This window comes from Citrobacter meridianamericanus (assembly GCF_041320245.1).
Lineage (GTDB): Bacteria > Pseudomonadota > Gammaproteobacteria > Enterobacterales > Enterobacteriaceae > Citrobacter > Citrobacter meridianamericanus.
The window spans coordinates 1,815,852-1,832,533 of the sequence record NZ_CP101036.1 but is presented as its reverse complement, the minus strand read 5'-3'; the positions used below and the strand labels follow the sequence as shown (position 1 = coordinate 1,832,533).

Annotated in this window: 17 protein-coding genes; 8 read left to right on the top strand and 9 right to left on the bottom strand. The window is 53.8% G+C overall.

The window, feature by feature from the left end; genetic code table 11:
* The first annotated feature begins 1 nt into the window (after position 1).
* The 6 genes from arnC to arnF are packed head-to-tail and all read left to right on the top strand — an operon-like array spanning position 2 to position 6,236.
* Positions 2–985, top strand: coding sequence for an undecaprenyl-phosphate 4-deoxy-4-formamido-L-arabinose transferase (arnC, locus tag NMD08_RS08725; protein ID WP_187253452.1), 984 nt, complete (start codon positions 2–4; stop codon positions 983–985).
* A complete protein-coding gene (gene arnA / locus NMD08_RS08720) occupies positions 982–2,964 on the top strand; it encodes a bifunctional UDP-4-amino-4-deoxy-L-arabinose formyltransferase/UDP-glucuronic acid oxidase ArnA (RefSeq protein WP_187253453.1) in 1,983 nt (660 codons plus the stop codon). The genes arnC and arnA overlap by 4 nt, the downstream gene beginning before the upstream one ends.
* Entirely contained in the window at positions 2,961–3,863 is a 903-nt protein-coding gene (arnD, locus tag NMD08_RS08715; protein WP_370619978.1) for a 4-deoxy-4-formamido-L-arabinose-phosphoundecaprenol deformylase, read from the top strand. The genes arnA and arnD overlap by 4 nt, the downstream gene beginning before the upstream one ends.
* The gene (gene arnT, locus NMD08_RS08710; RefSeq protein ID WP_187253455.1) at positions 3,860–5,518 is read left to right on the top strand and encodes a lipid IV(A) 4-amino-4-deoxy-L-arabinosyltransferase; all 1,659 of its coding nucleotides are present in this window, start codon (positions 3,860–3,862) and stop codon (positions 5,516–5,518) included. The genes arnD and arnT overlap by 4 nt, the downstream gene beginning before the upstream one ends.
* Entirely contained in the window at positions 5,515–5,850 is a 336-nt protein-coding gene (gene arnE / locus NMD08_RS08705) for a 4-amino-4-deoxy-L-arabinose-phosphoundecaprenol flippase subunit ArnE (RefSeq protein ID WP_151219913.1), read from the top strand. The genes arnT and arnE overlap by 4 nt, the downstream gene beginning before the upstream one ends.
* Positions 5,850–6,236 carry a 4-amino-4-deoxy-L-arabinose-phosphoundecaprenol flippase subunit ArnF gene (gene arnF / locus NMD08_RS08700; RefSeq protein ID WP_151219914.1) on the top strand — a complete coding sequence of 129 codons (387 nt, stop codon included), beginning with the start codon at positions 5,850–5,852 and terminating at the stop codon, positions 6,234–6,236. The genes arnE and arnF overlap by 1 nt, the downstream gene beginning before the upstream one ends.
* On the opposite strand, the gene pmrD is transcribed toward arnF, so the two are convergent.
* The 9 genes from pmrD to NMD08_RS08655 all read right to left on the bottom strand — a co-directional run bounded on the left by pmrD (position 6,237) and on the right by NMD08_RS08655 (position 14,594).
* Positions 6,237–6,500 carry a signal transduction protein PmrD gene (pmrD, locus tag NMD08_RS08695; RefSeq protein ID WP_151219915.1) on the bottom strand — a complete coding sequence of 88 codons (264 nt, stop codon included), beginning with the start codon at positions 6,498–6,500 and terminating at the stop codon, positions 6,237–6,239.
* 95 nt (positions 6,501–6,595) lie between these two features.
* On the bottom strand, positions 6,596–8,020 hold the full coding sequence (gene menE / locus NMD08_RS08690; protein ID WP_370619976.1) for an o-succinylbenzoate--CoA ligase: 1,425 nt from the start codon (positions 8,018–8,020) through the stop codon (positions 6,596–6,598).
* Positions 8,017–8,979 (bottom strand): o-succinylbenzoate synthase, encoded by a 963-nt coding sequence (gene menC, locus NMD08_RS08685; RefSeq protein WP_151224758.1) that lies wholly within the window; start codon positions 8,977–8,979, stop codon positions 8,017–8,019. The genes menE and menC overlap by 4 nt, the downstream gene beginning before the upstream one ends.
* Positions 8,979–9,836 (bottom strand): 1,4-dihydroxy-2-naphthoyl-CoA synthase, encoded by an 858-nt coding sequence (gene menB / locus NMD08_RS08680; protein ID WP_003027671.1) that lies wholly within the window; start codon positions 9,834–9,836, stop codon positions 8,979–8,981. Before menB ends, menC begins: the two co-directional genes overlap by 1 nt.
* A 14-nt stretch (positions 9,837–9,850) precedes the next feature.
* Positions 9,851–10,609, bottom strand: coding sequence for a 2-succinyl-6-hydroxy-2,4-cyclohexadiene-1-carboxylate synthase (gene menH, locus NMD08_RS08675; RefSeq protein WP_370619974.1), 759 nt, complete (start codon positions 10,607–10,609; stop codon positions 9,851–9,853).
* Positions 10,606–12,276 (bottom strand): 2-succinyl-5-enolpyruvyl-6-hydroxy-3-cyclohexene-1-carboxylic-acid synthase, encoded by a 1,671-nt coding sequence (menD, locus tag NMD08_RS08670; protein WP_278237781.1) that lies wholly within the window; start codon positions 12,274–12,276, stop codon positions 10,606–10,608. The genes menH and menD overlap by 4 nt, the downstream gene beginning before the upstream one ends.
* An 84-nt stretch (positions 12,277–12,360) precedes the next feature.
* A complete protein-coding gene (gene menF / locus NMD08_RS08665; protein WP_151224759.1) occupies positions 12,361–13,659 on the bottom strand; it encodes an isochorismate synthase MenF in 1,299 nt (432 codons plus the stop codon).
* 104 nt (positions 13,660–13,763) lie between these two features.
* On the bottom strand, positions 13,764–14,069 hold the full coding sequence (gene elaB, locus NMD08_RS08660) for a stress response protein ElaB (protein ID WP_003027683.1): 306 nt from the start codon (positions 14,067–14,069) through the stop codon (positions 13,764–13,766).
* A gap of 63 nt (positions 14,070–14,132) precedes the next feature.
* Complete coding sequence (locus tag NMD08_RS08655) at positions 14,133–14,594, bottom strand: GNAT family N-acetyltransferase (protein WP_187253459.1); 462 nt, start codon at positions 14,592–14,594, stop codon at positions 14,133–14,135.
* Positions 14,595–14,661: 67 nt separating this feature from the next.
* Here NMD08_RS08655 and rbn point away from each other — a divergent pair, with 67 nt between their 5' ends.
* Both rbn and NMD08_RS08645 read left to right on the top strand, forming a co-directional pair.
* Positions 14,662–15,579, top strand: a complete 918-nt coding sequence (gene rbn / locus NMD08_RS08650) for a ribonuclease BN (RefSeq protein WP_370619971.1) — start codon at positions 14,662–14,664, stop codon at positions 15,577–15,579.
* Between the two features lie 64 nt (positions 15,580–15,643).
* A complete protein-coding gene (locus tag NMD08_RS08645; protein WP_278237779.1) occupies positions 15,644–16,648 on the top strand; it encodes a chemotaxis protein in 1,005 nt (334 codons plus the stop codon).
* Positions 16,649–16,682: the final 34 nt, after the last annotated feature.

The window sequence follows — 16,682 nt, the reverse complement described above, 5'->3', positions numbered from 1 at the left end:
TATGTTTGAAGCAGCACCGATCAAAAAAGTCTCGGTGGTCATTCCCGTTTTTAATGAACAGGAAAGCCTGCCTGAACTAATCAGACGTACCAGCGCCGCCTGCGAAAAGTTGGGCAAGGACTATGAAATCCTGCTGATCGATGACGGCAGCAGTGACAATTCCGCTCAGTTGATGATGAACGCCTCCCAGGCACCAAACAGCCATATTGTTTCTATTTTGCTGAATCGCAATTACGGGCAACACTCGGCGATTATGGCCGGTTTCAGCCATGTCACTGGCGACTTGATCATCACACTGGATGCCGATTTGCAGAACCCGCCGGAGGAGATCCCACGGCTGGTCGCCACCGCAGATGAGGGGTTCGATGTGGTAGGAACGGTACGTCAGAATCGTCAGGACAGCGTATTTCGTAAGACCGCCTCACGCATGATCAACCATCTGATTCAGCGCACCACCGGTAAAGCGATGGGTGACTACGGTTGTATGTTACGCGCCTATCGCCGCCACATCGTCGATGCCATGCTGCATTGCCAGGAGCGCAGCACTTTTATCCCGATTCTGGCCAATATTTTTGCCCGTCGCGCTACGGAAATCCCGGTACACCATGCAGAACGTGAATTTGGTGACTCCAAATACAGCTTCATGCGTCTGATCAACCTGATGTATGACCTGGTGACCTGTCTGACCACAACGCCGCTTCGTATGTTGAGCCTGTTGGGCAGCGTAATTGCAGCCACGGGCTTTACCATATCCGTTCTGCTTGTTGTTCTGCGCCTGACGCTCGGTCCGCAGTGGGCTGCAGAAGGGGTATTCATGCTGTTTGCCGTTCTGTTTACCTTTATCGGCGCACAGTTTATTGGCATGGGTTTACTCGGGGAATATATCGGTCGCATCTATAACGATGTCCGTGCCCGCCCCCGCTATTTTGTTCAACACGTTATACGCCCACAAACCACGCAGTCAACCGAGGAAAACCACGCATGAAAGCCGTCGTATTTGCCTATCACGATATGGGATGTCAGGGTGTCCAGGCCTTGTTGGATGCAGGTTATGAAATCGCTGCAATTTTTACGCACACCGATAACCCAGGTGAAAAAGCGTTTTTTGGATCTGTTTCCCGCCTCGCCGCCAGCGCTGGTATTCCGGTTTACGCCCCGGACGAGGTCAACCATCCCTTATGGATTGAGCGCATCAGCCAACTGGCACCGGATGTTATTTTCTCGTTCTACTATCGTCATTTGCTGAGTGACGAGATCCTCAGCCTTGCCCCTAAGGGTGCATTTAATCTGCACGGCTCGCTGCTACCGAAATATCGCGGTCGCGCGCCGCTGAACTGGGTATTGGTCAATGGCGAAACCGAAACCGGCGTCACGCTTCATCGGATGGTCAAACGTGCGGATGCAGGTGCCATTATCGCCCAGCAACGGGTTGCTATTTCGCCGGATGATGTGGCATTAACGCTGCACCATAAATTATGCCAGGCTGCGCGTCAGTTACTGGAACAAACACTACCCGCGATTAAAACGGGAGATTATGCAGAACGTCCCCAACAGGAAGAAGAAGCGACCTGTTTTGGTCGCCGTGCGCCAGAAGATAGCTTCCTCGACTGGAACAAGCCAGCTGCAGAGTTGCATAACCAGGTACGCGCCGTCAGCGATCCTTGGCCGGGCGCGTTTAGCTATGTTGGTACGCAAAAATTCACCGTTTGGTCGTCACGCGTTTGCACAAATGACCTCGCAGCCCAACCAGGAACCGTCATCTCCATTTCGCCTTTGCTGATCGCCTGTGTCGATGGCGCACTGGAAATTATCACCGGACAAGCTGGCGATGGTATTGCCATGCAGGGATCACAGCTGGCGCAGGTTCTGGGTCTGGTGCCGGGTTCCCGCCTGAACAGCCAGTCAGTTACCACCACTAAACGCCGTACTCGCGTGCTGATCCTTGGCGTCAATGGCTTCATTGGTAACCATCTGACTGAACGCCTGTTACAAGAAGACAATTACGAAGTGTATGGACTTGACATTGGCAGCGACGCCATTAGTCGTTTTCTGCAGCACCCGCGATTCCACTTCGTCGAGGGTGACATCAGCATTCACTCCGAATGGATTGAATATCATGTGAAAAAATGCGACGTCGTACTACCGCTGGTAGCAATCGCCACACCAATCGAATATACCCGCAACCCGCTGCGCGTGTTTGAGCTCGATTTTGAAGAGAACCTGAAAATCATTCGCTACTGTGTGAAATACCGTAAGCGCATCATTTTCCCGTCAACATCTGAAGTCTACGGCATGTGTACCGACAAAGTCTTCGATGAGGACAGCTCGAATCTGATCGTCGGCCCGGTGAATAAACCACGCTGGATCTACTCCGTTTCCAAGCAGTTGCTGGACCGCGTAATCTGGGCATACGGCGAAAAAGAGGGATTGCGCTTCACCCTGTTCCGTCCATTTAACTGGATGGGGCCGCGTCTGGACAGCCTTAACGCCGCACGTATCGGCAGCTCACGCGCCATTACCCAACTTATTCTCAATCTGGTGGAAGGTTCACCGATTAAGCTGATTGAAGGCGGCAAGCAAAAACGCTGCTTTACTGATATTCGCGATGGTATCGAAGCTCTGTACCGCATCATTGAAAACGAAGACGGACGCTGTGACGGCGAAATTATCAACATCGGTAACCCGGAGAACGAAGCCAGTATTCAGGAATTGGCAGAAATGCTGCTTACCTGTTTTGAAAAACATCCATTACGCAACCACTTCCCGCCGTTTGCCGGTTTCCGTAACGTCGAAAGCAGCAGCTACTATGGTAAAGGTTATCAGGACGTTGAGCATCGTAAGCCCAACATTCGTAATGCAAAACGCTGCCTGAACTGGGAGCCCACCATTGAGATGCAGGAAACAGTAGAAGAGACGCTGGACTTCTTCTTACGCAGTGTGGATATCACGGAACACACATCATGACCAAAGTAGGCTTGCGCATTGATGTCGATACGTTCAGGGGGACGCGCGAAGGCGTGCCCCGCCTGTTGGAGACATTGAACCGACATAACATTCGGGCAAGTTTTTTCTTTAGCGTTGGACCGGACAACATGGGACGCCATCTCTGGCGTCTTGTGAAGCCGAAATTTCTGTGGAAGATGCTGCGCTCAAACGCAGCATCACTCTACGGCTGGGATATATTGCTCGCGGGAACCGCGTGGCCGGGAAAAGAGATCGGCCAGGCCAATGCGGCAATCATCGCGCAAACCGCCCTGATTCATGAAACCGGTTTGCATGCCTGGGATCATCATGCCTGGCAGGCGCGTAGCGGAACCTGGAATGATAAACAGCTGATTGATGATATTTCACGAGGCATCACCGCTCTTGAAACCATCATCGGACAACCTGTTACCTGTTCTGCCGTTGCCGGATGGCGTGCCGACAACCGCGTCGTCGACGCAAAAGAAACATTCCATCTGCGCTATAACAGCGACTGTCGGGGAACGTCGTTATTTCGTCCTGTACTGGCCTCAGGGAAAGCAGGTACACCACAAATTCCCGTCACGTTACCAACATGGGATGAAGTGGTTGGTCAGGAGGTCCAGGCGGTGGACTTCAACGCTTATATTCTCTCCCACATCCAGATGAGCAGAGGAACTCCGGTGTATACCATTCATGCGGAAGTTGAAGGCATCGCTTTTCATCAGAATTTTGACGAGCTGCTGACTCGAGCCGCCGACATGGGGATTACATTTTGCCCGCTCGGCGATCTGTTACCTGACGATGTCAGTTCGCTGCCAACAGGGCAGATCATACGTGGAAAAATACCCGGCAGAGAGGGATGGCTCGGCTGCCAACAATTGGTGAGTGCAACACAATGAAACCTGCTGCCCGCTACACTCTGGCCTTTATCGCGTTTATTGCGCTGTATTTCATTCTCCCCATTAACAGCCGCCTGCTCTGGCAACCTGATGAAACGCGCTATGCCGAAATCAGCCGGGAAATGCTGACGTCTGGCGACTGGATCGTGCCGCACTTTTTAGGACTCCGTTACTTCGAAAAACCCATTGCCGGATACTGGTTAAACAGCATCGGGCAATGGGTGTTTGGCACCAATAATTTTGGCGTCAGAGCGGGGGCCATTTTTGCCACCCTGCTGACGGCACTACTGGTTGCCTGGCTTGCCATGCGGTTATGGCAGGATAAGCGGACCGCCGTACTCTCTTCAGTAATCTTTTTAACGTTTTTCTCGGTTTACAGCATCGGCACCTACGCGGTACTTGATCCCATCATTGCTCTCTGGCTAATGGCTGGCATGTGCTGCTTTTGGGAGGGGATGCAGGCCACCACCCGAACGCGCAAAATTATCGCCTTTTTGTTGCTAGGGTTAACCTGCGGCATGGGCGTGATGACCAAGGGCTTCCTGGCGCTAGCTGTTCCTGTGCTCAGCGTACTGCCGTGGGTTTTCATGCAAAAGCGTTGGAAAGACCTCATTATCTACGGTCTGCTGGCAGTGGTCGGCTGCGTCATGATTGTGCTGCCGTGGGGAATAGCGATTGCCCAGCGTGAGCCGGATTTCTGGCATTACTTCTTCTGGGTTGAACATATTCAACGCTTCGCGCAGGATGATGCCCAACACAAGGCCCCCATCTGGTACTACATTCCGGTATTTGTGGTTGGTGCACTACCATGGCTCGGACTGCTCCCCGGCGCGCTGCGTACGGGCTGGCGTGAACGGGATGTTCCGCGCAGCGCACTGTACCTGTTAAGCTGGATTATTATGCCAATCCTGTTTTTCAGCATCGCCAAAGGAAAACTTCCGACCTATATTCTTTCCTGCTTCGCGCCGCTGGCGATATTAACGGCGCGTTTCGGCCTGCAGGCCGCGGAAAAAGGCTCAGCCGCGCTGCGCGTGAATAGTTGGATCAACGTGCTGTTCGGTGTGATCGGTATTGTTGCCACATTTATTGTGTCCACATTGGGTCCGTTAAAGACGCCGGTCTGGTCGTATATCGAAACGTATAAGGTGTTTTGCGCGTGGGGCATTTTTATCACCTGGGCACTGTTCGGCTGGTATACGCTAAATAACAGCGAGAAGAACTGGAAATTTGCCGCGCTGTGCCCGCTGGGACTCGCGCTGCTGTTTGGCTTCTCAGTCCCTGACCGGGTGATGGAGTCTAAACAGCCGCAGTTTTTTGTCGAGATGACCAAAGAGTCGCTGGAGTCGAGCCGTTACATTCTCGCCGACAACGTTGGTGTTGCCGCAGGGCTGGCCTGGAGCCTGAAGCGTGACGACATCATGATGTACAGCCAAACGGGCGAGTTAAAATATGGCCTCAACTACCCGGATGCGCAGGGGCGCTTTGTCAGTCGGGAAGACTTTGCCGACTGGTTAGCGCAACATCGTCAGCAAGGAAATATTACGCTCGTGCTCACAATTGATAAGGATGAAGATATTAATCAATTTGCCATCCCTCCCGCTGACTACATTGATAATCAGGGGCGTTTGGTTCTGATTCAGTATCGGCCTAAATGATCTGGATAGCCTTAGTTCTCGCCAGTCTGCTCAGCGTCTGCGGTCAGTTATGCCAGAAGCAGGCGACCCGCCCCGTCTCCGTTCGTGTGCGGAAACGCCATGTTACGCAATGGATAGGGCTTGCTCTGGCAAGCCTCGGTCTGGCCATGCTGCTGTGGCTGGCGGTACTGCAGAACATTCCTGTCGGTATCGCCTATCCCATGCTTAGTCTTAACTTTGTATGGGTGACACTGGCCGCATGGAAAATCTGGCGCGAACCAGTCACCACGCGTCACTGGCTGGGGGTTGGGCTAATCATCACCGGCATCTTTATTCTTGGGAGTGCGGTGTAATGGGCCTATTTTGGGGATTATGTAGCGTGATTATCACTTCAGTCGCCCAGTTGAGCCTCGGCTTTGCGATGGATAATCTGCCGCCAATGCTGCAACCGCTGGCATTCATCTCTGCCGTATTTTCTCTTAGCATCGGCGCGTTTTCCCTGTATGCCGGGCTGGCAGGCTATTTACTATCGGTTATTTGCTGGCATAAAGCCCTGCACCAGCTTGCGCTCAGCAAGGCCTATGCCCTGCTCAGCCTGAGCTATGTGTTAGTGTGGGTTGCATCCATGATCCTGCCCGGCTGGCAGGGATCATTTTCAGTAAAGGCGCTCGCTGGAGTGCTATGCATCATGGCAGGGCTAATGACGATTTTTCTGCCTTCACGCAAGTGTCAGCCCTAATTATTTATCTTCGGACTGTCGTAACAGGCGTTCCCATTCGTCACAAATATACTGTCTGGCATCAATGATTTTAATCATTCGGGCCTTATCGCGATTAATACAATATTGGGCATCTTTCAGGGGTGAAAGGAGGTCTCCGGGCTTAAGCGACTCGGTAGATTGCGCCTCGGCCAGCATCTTCAGCGAACCGCCGCTATCGCAAAGTACGATATAAAGCCTCCTTGCTTTTTTGAGACAGCAAGACTTCTTCACATGCCATTCCATAACGCACCTTTTGTTAATAAATTTCACATCAGGTTACACTTTAGCTGATAAACAAAACGACAATAGCGACGGAATGGCAAAAATGAGAAATGTAATTAATGTTTTCTTAATGTTAACGACGAAGCACCTACCCAATCCGACAGTGCGCGACGGGAGATTTTAATCCCTCCGGCTTTGAGTTCGGGTGGTAATGTCAGCCAGCACACCGGTTGTTGAAAGCGGGCCAACTTATCTTTAACCCACTCAGCCAGATTGGTATCACCTGCGCTGGCGTCATATTCAACGACTGCTACCGGACGATGCCCAAACTCTTTATCTTCTATCGGCACAATAAAAGCTTGCAGAACATGCGGATGCGCTGCAATCACGCGTTCCACTTCTTCCGGCTGGATGCCTTCCCCACCGCTAAAGAACAGATTGTCCATACGACCGACAATCGTTAACTTGCCGTCCATTAACACACCGCGATCGCGGGTGGCAAACCAGCCTTCCGCGTTCACTAATGGAATAAGCTGCCCATTACGCCAGTAACCTTGCGCCATGCTGGCGGCTCGCAACCAGACTTCGTCGTTAACGATCCTGACTTCCCGCCCCGGTAAAGCAGAGCCCACATCCGCCCGGCCATCCGCTTCTTTCGCACAGACCGTAGAAGCAAACTCCGTCAGGCCGTAACCGCACCAGCAACGAATCCCCTGTTTGCGCGCTTGTTCGGTCAATTCCACAGGAATTGCCGCGCCACCTAATAGTACAGCTTTAAGCGATACCGGCGTGTTGTTGACCAGCAAGCGCCACAGCTGTGTGGGAACCAGTGAAGCGTGGGTACATCCAGCCAGCATTTGCTCAAGCGGCTGCTTGTCGCGCACGGTCATTCGTGCCCCGGCAAACAACCAGCGCCACAAAATACCCTGGCCGGAAACATGAAACAGCGGCAGCGAGAGCAGCCAGTCATCTTCAGCGCCAAACGGCATTAATGACAGCACACCCTGAGCGCTCGCCAGATGTGCCTGACAGGTATGAACTGCCGCTTTTGGTAATCCGGTAGAACCAGAGGTTAACGTCATCGTGCTCAAACGTTCGGGTAACCACGCGGCGGCATGCTTGCCCGGCAATACCTGCATTTGCAACGGATTGAGTCCCTGAAGTGCGTGAGTGGACTCCAGATCCAGCGCAAAACGCAGCGTTAACTCGGGGACCAGCGCATCAAGCAGCGGCTGAGGCAACTGTGGGTTCACAGGTAAAACCCGCGCCCCACACTGCAACAGTGCCAGCCAGGTCAACAATGCTCGCGGATGATTCCAGGCGCGAAGCAGAACACCATCGCCCTCTTCCACGCCCTGAGCGGCAAAGCCGCAGGCCAGATGGTCGACACGTGTACAGAGGTCGTCCCAGCTTAATACTTCATCATTGAGTCGTAGGGCTGGCATATGCGCACGAATCTGTCGCCAGTGGCGCCAAGGCCAGTTTCCGGGGTGTAACAGGCCCGATATGCTTACGCTATCGGGCATTTCCCACTGGGTCATAGCAGGCGTTCCAGCGCATCAACGTTGATACACGGCAACGCGCTGCCCGGCCAGGTGCGTACCTGCTGGCATTGCATCAGACTCAGGGTATCCAGACCCGGAATGGTCTGCGGTGTCAGCCAGGCGGCAATTCTCGCCAGTTGGGTTAAGCCGAGACTCGACTCGATCGACGAACTAATAACCGCGGTGAGACCAAGTGCATGCGCCGCTGCAACCTGTTCGCGCACTTTATCGAGACTGCCCGTCAGCGTAGGTTTGATAACCACAGCCTTAACGCCCTCTTCGGCTTCGAAGGTGAAATCCGCTTCACGCAGACTTTCATCCCAGGCGATAGCAATGCCGGTTTCTCGCGCGAAAGCACGGGAGTCGTCGCGGGTTTTACATGGCTCTTCGAGGAAGGCAATGCGCCCGCGATACTCAGGATTGACATATTTCGCAAACTGCTGAGCTTTTAACGGCGTCCAGGCGCGGTTGGCGTCAAGACGCAAATGCAGCTCCGGAATCGCCTCAAGCAGCAGGTTGGCAACCATGCCGTCGCGAACAGCTTCATACAGTCCGACCTTGATCTTCGCCACTTTCTCACCCGGCATATCCGCCAGTTGCAGGACCAGATCGTCAGGATCGCCCGTACACAGCGGCGCAGCACGGTAGTCCGCCGCCTCCGGCAGAGTACCTGCCAGTTCGGCCAGCGCACAGCTTGCGCCAAAGGCGACCGAAGGCAGTTGCGGCAAGGAAGCATTGCCCTGTAGCCAACCGTTGACCCAGGCCAGCAGCTCAGTTTGCGCCTCTGCCCAGCTTTCCTGACTGAAGCCCGGCAGTGGGGAGATCTCTCCCCACCCTTCGCGCTCGCCGTCACGAAGACAAACGTACAGCCCGTCACGCGTTTTTAACCGCCTGTCGCGCAGAATCACCCCCGCGTCCATGGGGATCTGCCAGCGGTATACCTGCGCGCTACGCATTACGGATTCCGTTTGAATTTGCTGAAATCAGGCTGACGTTTCTGGTTAAAGGCATTGCGGCCTTCCTGACCTTCTTCCGTCATGTAGAACAGCATCGTGGCGTTACCCGCCAACTCCTGCAGACCCGCCTGACCATCGCAGTCGGCGTTCAGCGCAGCTTTCAGGCAGCGCAGCGCCATTGGACTGTTTTGCAGCATCTCGCGACACCAGCGTACAGTCTCTTTTTCCAGATCCGCCAGCGGAACGACAGTGTTTACCAGGCCCATATCCAGCGCTTGTTTTGCATCGTACTGACGGCACAGGAACCAGATTTCACGTGCTTTTTTCTGACCGACGATGCGCGCCATGTAGGAAGCGCCCCAACCGCCGTCGAATGAACCGACTTTCGGTCCGGTCTGACCAAAGATTGCGTTTTCAGCGGCAATGGTCAGGTCGCACATCATGTGCAGCACATGGCCGCCGCCGATGGAAAAACCTGCAACCATCGCCACGACCGGTTTCGGACAGGTACGAATCTGGCGCTGGAAGTCCAGCACGTTCAGGTGATGCACCCCGGAGTCATCCTGGTATCCGCCATAATCGCCACGTACTTTCTGATCGCCGCCAGCGCAGAACGCTTTATCGCCCGCACCGGTCAGAATAATCACGCCGATGTTGTCATCATAGCGGGCATCCGCCAGCGCCTGGATCATCTCTTTCACGGTGACAGGACGGAAGGCATTACGTACCTGTGGACGATTAATGGTGATTTTTGCGATACCGTCGGTGGATTTCTCGTAGAGAATGTCGGTGTAGCCTTCAGAGCAATCGTGCCATTCTACCGGTGCGTAAAGCATTGTTTCATCAGGATAGATCATAAAATGTCCTATAGTCAGCGACGCAGAATCTGAGCCAGACAGTCCACCACGCCAGCGGGATTGTCCCGATGGGCGTTGTGCCCGGCATTACGAATCACATGGTTTGGTACTGACATTTCCGTCGCCAGAGCGCGGAATTTATCGTCACGTTCACCACATAAATAATAAAACGGAAATGTGCGCGTAGTGAGTTGCGCACGTAAATCAGGTTGTACTGCAAGCGAGGTGGCCTCCAGCATTGCCGCCAGTGTTTGCCCGTTATTCTGGCTACGCAGTTCGACCAGCGCCTCTCTTTGCACGACATTCAGCGAGGAAAAAACCGGCTGTTGATACCAGTCATTAAACACCTCGCACAGCGGCTCAGTGCGAAAACGCGCAGCCCAGAGGCTATCTGAGAGACGACGCTGGGCGCGTTCATCTTCGCTTTGCAGCCCTGGATGCCCACCTTCAACTACCAGACCACACAGTCCGGACAACGCCTGACAGGCCGTCATCATCGCGACCCTGCCACCAAGAGAGTATCCCACCAGCCAGTAGTTAAGTATGTTGTAACTAAATAAAGTATTACGCAGCAATTCGCTGACGTCATCAAATCCGCTTACGCTGATGTCAGCGGACCCACCATGTCCCGGCAGGTCGATATACAGCCGCGAATAATTTCCAAATGCTTCGCCAACCGTCTGCCATTCCCGACAATCACCCGAAAAACCGTGCAGGAAAACCAGCCAGGGAGATCCCGTCTGGCCCTCGTTCGCCTGCGCGTGCAGGATCATAGATGGCTTACCTGCGCCAGCAGTTGCTGCAAGGTTTGCGCCCCGTCAGTTTCGTTTACCACCAGCTCAATCACCGTTGCCGCCGGAGTACGCCAGGCGTCAGTCAACGCACTCTCCAGTTGCTCCCAGTTTTCCGGACGCTGGTATTTAAGGTCAAACATGGCGGCAGCATGCTCAAAATGCACGTTCTGCGGCATCAGATAAAACCGTTCGCGTTCGTTTGCTGGCGTCGGCAGCAGGGAAAAAATTTGTCCGCCGTTATTATTGACCACGATCAGGACAAACGGCGCGGAAACCTGACGCAATAACGCCAGCGCATTGAGGTCATACAAAGCAGATAAATCGCCGACGATAGCCAGCGTCGATTTCGCGCTGGCGCGCTGTACGCCGGCTGCAGTTGACAGCAGGCCGTCAATGCCGCTCGCGCCACGATTGCTATAGACCGGGTAACCAGCCGGAAGCTGCGACAGCGCATCAATCAGGCGCACCACCAGGCTGTTGCCCACGAACAGCTGCCCCTGTTCCGGTAAATAGTCGCGAATGCGATGGGCCAATTGCGCTTCACCAAACGCGTCACGACGGGCCTCTACCGCCTGCCAGGCCAGTTGCGCCAGGCGAGGGATCTCCACACACCAGGGCTGGCGTTTCTCCGCCGGATGCAGTTCCAGCCAGTCACCAACCTTCGCGACCAGCCTGCGCCCACGATGGTGAGCCGGATCGAGACGACCTTCGATATTATCAATAATCCAGTATTCCTGCGGATCACAGCTGGCCTGCCATTGCAGGAGTCGTTTTCCGGTCAGGCTGCTGCCAAGCTGCACCACAATCTGCGCCTGCTGTAATTCAGCCACCGCTTTCGCATTCCCGAGCCACAGGTCGGCGCACGGCAACGGCTGTCCGGTTTGCGACAGAACATCGCCAATCAACGGCCAGCCTAGCATCTGCGCCCATTGCGCGACTTTCTTACCTTCTTCCGCGCTCATGCGTCCCGCAATCACGACGCCGCGTTTTTGCCGCCAGAAAAACCAGTCACGCTGTTTGTCGCTCTCCAGCCGACGCGCTTCACGCAGCCAGGGCTTATCATCCTGCCACCAGTCGCCAAGGCGCTGCTGCCAGGCGATCCCCGTTTCGTCCATGTCGCCATACAGCGGCTCCGCAAACGGGCAATTGATATGCACCGCCCCGCTGTGCAGCGCAGCTAAAGCGTTATCAATGGTGGATACCAGCCAGCTTGCCGGAATATCTTGAGTCGGGCGCGGTAAAGAGAGCGTCTGCGACGGATGCGAAGCAAACATACCGGTCTGACGGATTGCCTGGTTAGCGCCACAGTCGATAAGTTCAGGAGGTCGGTCAGCCGTGAGCAAAATCAGTTTTTCACCGGTCAGGCCCGCTTCAATCAATGCGGGATACAGGTTCGCCACCGCCGTACCGGACGTGACAATCACGGCGACAGGCTGGCGACTCACTTTTGCCAGACCTAAGGCCAGATGCCCAAGACCACGCTCATCAAAATGAGTATGGTGGATAAAAGCGGAGTTTTCCGCGGCCGCCAGCGTCAGCGGTGTAGAACGAGAGCCAGGGGCAATACAGACATGCCTGACGCCGTGGCGAGTGAGTGCTTCAAGAATGACCGCCGCCCAGCGTCGGTTAAATGCGCTTACTGACATGAGATTGTCCGGTATCAATATTGCGACACAGTATAAAGAATCGAATAAATGGATTTTTGATATGAGTCGGTAATGTGTGACTCATTAGGCTTCCATCTGTAATAAAGTACGTAAACCCGCCGCTTTGTTGTCTATTTCTTGCCATTCCTGCTCAGGATCTGAGCCATGCACGATCCCTGCCCCGGCATACAGGCGTACCACGTTTGCGCTAATTTTTGCCGAACGTAATGACACGCAAAACTCACTTTGCCGCAGTGAAAGATAACCCGCAGAACCGGCATACCACTCGCGCTCAAAGGGTTCATTATGTTGGATAAAGTCTCGCGCCAGTTCACGCGGGATCCCTGCGACTGCCGCCGTGGGCTGGAGCTGCATCAGGCAAAGCGTATCGTCGGCCTGATTCAGTTCCGTCCAGATACAGCGGCGCAGATGCTGCACTTTGCGCAGTCTGAGCACCTGCGGCGGCAGCACGTCGAGAGTTTGCGTACAACCTTGCAGACGCTGGCAAATATCTTCGACCACCAACATATTCTCGCGTTGATTTTTATCATCTTTCATTAACCATTCGCCCAACTGCCAGGCCCGATGATCCTCAGGGTGGTTGGCAACGGTTCCGGCCAGAGCTTCAGTACGCAGAGCCTTGTCACGCCGCCGATACAGACGTTCAGGGGAAGATCCAAGAAAAGCGGAATCGGCGGAGAATGCCATAAAGAAATGGTAGCAGTTCAGGTTTAAGCGACGGCTGGATGCCATCATGGCCGCGGCATTAACCGACTGAGAAAACTGTAAGTCGGTCGCTCGCGCCAGCACGACCTTATCGAGTTCTTCCCTATTGATCGTTTGCGTGGCGAGTTTTATCAGTTTTGTCCAGCCCGCTTTGTCCGGCCAGTTCTGCTCGCCGGTCAAACTGAGACGCAATGCGGGTAGCGGCTTAACATTGGCGAGCGATGAGATAAACGCCACTGCCTGCGCGGCGTCGTCACGCAGCGATACGTCGCTGTAAAGATGTAGGCGTAAGCTCGCCACCCCGGCACAACGTCGCCATTCCAGTCGCGGCAGCAGCAAATTGCCGCGCTGGGGCTCAAAGGCATTCAGACCCCAGATACGCAGGTCGGGATGATTATCATGCTGGTGTAAAAAATGCTGAGCTGATTCCAGCGAGGAAAATGCGGCGACGGCTCCCAGTACAGCGGCCTCTTCGTCGCCGTTACGCTGCTGCCAGTAAAACTGGGGCCAGACGGGTTGACTGGCCAACCATCCTAAAGCGTCAAACGCATCATTCAGTGGGAAAGGTATGTCGTAAATACGAATTCCAGGTGCGGCTGGTATCTCTTGCGACAAATGACGCATCAGACTTTCCAGCGCAGTAGTGATTGAATGCACGCGGACCTCTCCCTGTTAAAAACCTCACATTATACGGGGTACTGAACAGAAAAAGCAGTACCCCCAGTTAGGGAGTACGTATAAATGCGCTGACGGAATGGAATTTATCGCCGTGCTAACAATAATCCCATCACTAAACCGACCGTTGCGCCAACACCGATTCCGCGCCAGGGCTTTTCGTGCACATAGTCATCCGCCCGGCAAACGGCTTTTTTGGCGCGGTAATAGTAACTGTCAGAAGCGTGGCTGACGCGATTTCTCACTTCTTCTAACGCCCGCTCTGCCCGCGCTTTTAACTCCAGGTACTTTTGATCGGCTGGATCGCCCGAAGAACGCAACACTTCCTCCAGCGTTTCACTCAATAATTCCAGATCGTCATCGATGCGTGATTCATAAGAATGAAAAGACATTTTATTCTCCCTTTCTATTGACGTACCCGCTAACTATAGACAATCAGACGTATTTGCGCCTGTTTACGCGCGATGCGCTTCCCGCGCCATACCAATGTGTGGAATACCGTCTTCGTCATAGACATCCGTCACCGGAACAAAGCCAAAGCGCGCATAGAAAGATTGCAAATGCGCCTGCGCCCCCAGATACAGCGCCATGTGCGGCCAGTGTTGCGTACAGGATGCCAGCGTCTGAGTCATCAGTTGTTGCCCCAGTTTTTCACCACGCAGCGCTTCGCTTACAATCACCCGTCCAATCACCACCGGCTCCAGCTCGTCATCGCTTTTCAGAATCCTCGCATACGCCACCAGCTCATCGTTATGCCAACCCAAAATGTGCCGATTCTCACCCATCAGGTCATCACCATCCACATCCTGGTATGGACACTGTTGCTCAACAACAAACACCGCACAGCGAAGCTGGAGAATCGCGTACAACTGCTGTGTATTCAGCTTTGCATGGTGGAGATCTTGCCAGTGAATCATCGTCTGCCCCTTTGTTGTGATAACCTGAACACCCTGCCTTATTGATGGCGAAAAGTGTAACGCGAAAATGGAATTACTATTTTTAGGCACGTCTGCGGGAGTCCCCACGCGCTCACGCAATGTAACGGCAATTTTACTGAATCTGCAACACCCGACACAGGCGGGGCTGTGGCTTTTCGATTGTGGTGAAGGTACGCAGCATCAAATGCTCACCACGCCATTTAATCCGGGAAAACTCGATCGTATTTTTATCAGCCATCTGCACGGCGATCACTTGTTTGGTTTACCGGGGCTGCTGTGCAGTCGTTCAATGGCTGGGAACGTCCAACCGCTAACGCTCTACGGACCCAAAGGGTTGCGGGAGTTTACCGAAACCGCTTTACGTCTGAGCGGCTCCTGGACCGATTATCCGCTGGAAATTGTGGAAATCACCGCAGGTGAGATTGTCGATGACGGCCTGCGTAAAGTCACGGCGTATCCCATGGAGCATCCTCTGGAGTGTTACGGTTTTCGTGTTGAAGAACACGGCAAACCCGGTGCGCTTAATGCCAGCGCCCTGAAGGCGGCAGGCGTTAAATCGGGCCCGTGGTTTCAGGATTTGAAAGCCGGGAAAACCATCGTACTGGAAGATGGTCGCACAATTAACGGTACCGATTTCCTCTCCCCGGCAACCCGAGGAAAATCCGTGGCTATTTTCGGCGATACCGGACCTTGCGCATCCGCCATTGCCCTGGCGCGAGGTGTGAATGTAATGGTGCATGAAACCACCCTGGACGCCTCAATGGAGGAAAAAGCCAACAGCCGTGGGCACAGCTCGACCCGACAAGCCGCACAGCTGGCTTTGGAAGCCGGAGTGGGACGCCTGATCATGACCCACGTTAGCTCACGCTATGATGAAAAAGGCTGTCAGCGTTTGCTTGAAGAGTGCAAAGCGATTTTTCCAGACACGGAACTGGCTCACGATTTCGCCATTTTCACCGTTTAGTGCTCCATTTTTCCGCCTCAGTGCCGATAACACTGGAAAGGCTGGCTTTCACACTGAGGACAGGATGAACAATTTCCAGAAAGATATTGATGACAGGACAAACCTAACCCTGTCTAACCGTTTTGAACTGCTGCTGTTTCGCCTTGGCAAATCCGTTGAGGAGCAGAAATCAGAGCTGTTTGGCATCAACGTATTCAAACTGCGTGAAATCGTACCGATGCCGACCTTTACGCGTCCGGCAGGCATGAAGGCGCCACTTTTGGGGATGGTTAATATTCGCGATCAGGTCATCCCGGTGATTGACCTGCCTGCCGTCGCAGGCTGTAAGCCAGAGACCGGACTCAACATTCTGTTGATCACGGAATATGCCCGTAGCGTCCAGGCGTTTGCGGTGGAGTCAGTGGAAAACATCATGCGTCTGGACTGGCAACAGGTGCATACCGCCGAGAAAGCCGTCAATGGTCGCTACATTACCAGTATCGCCTGCCTGGACGACAATAAAGAAACCAACAACCTGGCGCTGGTACTCGATGTTGAGCAAATCCTGTACGACATCGTACCATCGAACCACGATCTGCGCGCAACAGAGCTGAAAACCAATAAGTTCCACATTACGCCGGGTGCGGTGGCGATAGTGGCAGATGACTCAAAAGTGGCTCGCGCGATGCTGGAGAAAGGGCTTAACGCCATGGAGATCCCACACCTGATGCATGTGACGGGCCAGGATGCGTGGGAAAAAATTCAGCAGCTAACTGAAGAAGCGGAAGCAGAAGGCAAGCCAATTAGCGAGAAAATTGCTCTGGTGCTCACCGATCTGGAAATGCCGGAGATGGATGGTTTTACGCTTACCCGTAAGATAAAAACCGACGAACGCCTGAAGAAGATCCCTGTCGTTATTCACTCCTCGCTTTCCGGTAGCGCTAATGAAGATCACGTCCGCCGAGTGAAAGCCGATGGCTACGTGGCCAAATTCGAAGTCAATGAGCTTTCTTCAGTAATCCAGGAAGTGATGGATCGCGCGGCACACAATCTTGAGGGACCGTTGGTAAGCAGACAGCTTTTGAATTAAATATTTTTCACGCATAAAAAAACCCGCCTTGGCG

Bases quoted from the DNA above. Each gene is read 5' to 3' on its own strand.
- arnC (WP_187253452.1), top strand. From the start codon at position 2: ATGTTTGAAGCAGCACCGATCAAAAAAGTCTCGGTGGTCATTCCCGTT.
- arnA (WP_187253453.1), top strand. From the start codon at position 982: ATGAAAGCCGTCGTATTTGCCTATCACGATATGGGATGTCAGGGTGTC.
- arnD (WP_370619978.1), top strand. From the start codon at position 2,961: ATGACCAAAGTAGGCTTGCGCATTGATGTCGATACGTTCAGGGGGACG.
- arnT (WP_187253455.1), top strand. From the start codon at position 3,860: ATGAAACCTGCTGCCCGCTACACTCTGGCCTTTATCGCGTTTATTGCG.
- arnE (WP_151219913.1), top strand. From the start codon at position 5,515: ATGATCTGGATAGCCTTAGTTCTCGCCAGTCTGCTCAGCGTCTGCGGT.
- arnF (WP_151219914.1), top strand. From the start codon at position 5,850: ATGGGCCTATTTTGGGGATTATGTAGCGTGATTATCACTTCAGTCGCC.
- pmrD (WP_151219915.1), bottom strand. From the start codon at position 6,500: ATGGAATGGCATGTGAAGAAGTCTTGCTGTCTCAAAAAAGCAAGGAGG.
- menE (WP_370619976.1), bottom strand. From the start codon at position 8,020: ATGACCCAGTGGGAAATGCCCGATAGCGTAAGCATATCGGGCCTGTTA.
- menC (WP_151224758.1), bottom strand. From the start codon at position 8,979: ATGCGTAGCGCGCAGGTATACCGCTGGCAGATCCCCATGGACGCGGGG.
- menB (WP_003027671.1), bottom strand. From the start codon at position 9,836: ATGATCTATCCTGATGAAACAATGCTTTACGCACCGGTAGAATGGCAC.
- menH (WP_370619974.1), bottom strand. From the start codon at position 10,609: ATGATCCTGCACGCGCAGGCGAACGAGGGCCAGACGGGATCTCCCTGG.
- menD (WP_278237781.1), bottom strand. From the start codon at position 12,276: ATGTCAGTAAGCGCATTTAACCGACGCTGGGCGGCGGTCATTCTTGAA.
- elaB (WP_003027683.1), bottom strand. From the start codon at position 14,069: ATGTCTTTTCATTCTTATGAATCACGCATCGATGACGATCTGGAATTA.
- NMD08_RS08655 (WP_187253459.1), bottom strand. From the start codon at position 14,594: ATGATTCACTGGCAAGATCTCCACCATGCAAAGCTGAATACACAGCAG.
- rbn (WP_370619971.1), top strand. From the start codon at position 14,662: ATGGAATTACTATTTTTAGGCACGTCTGCGGGAGTCCCCACGCGCTCA.
- NMD08_RS08645 (WP_278237779.1), top strand. From the start codon at position 15,644: ATGAACAATTTCCAGAAAGATATTGATGACAGGACAAACCTAACCCTG.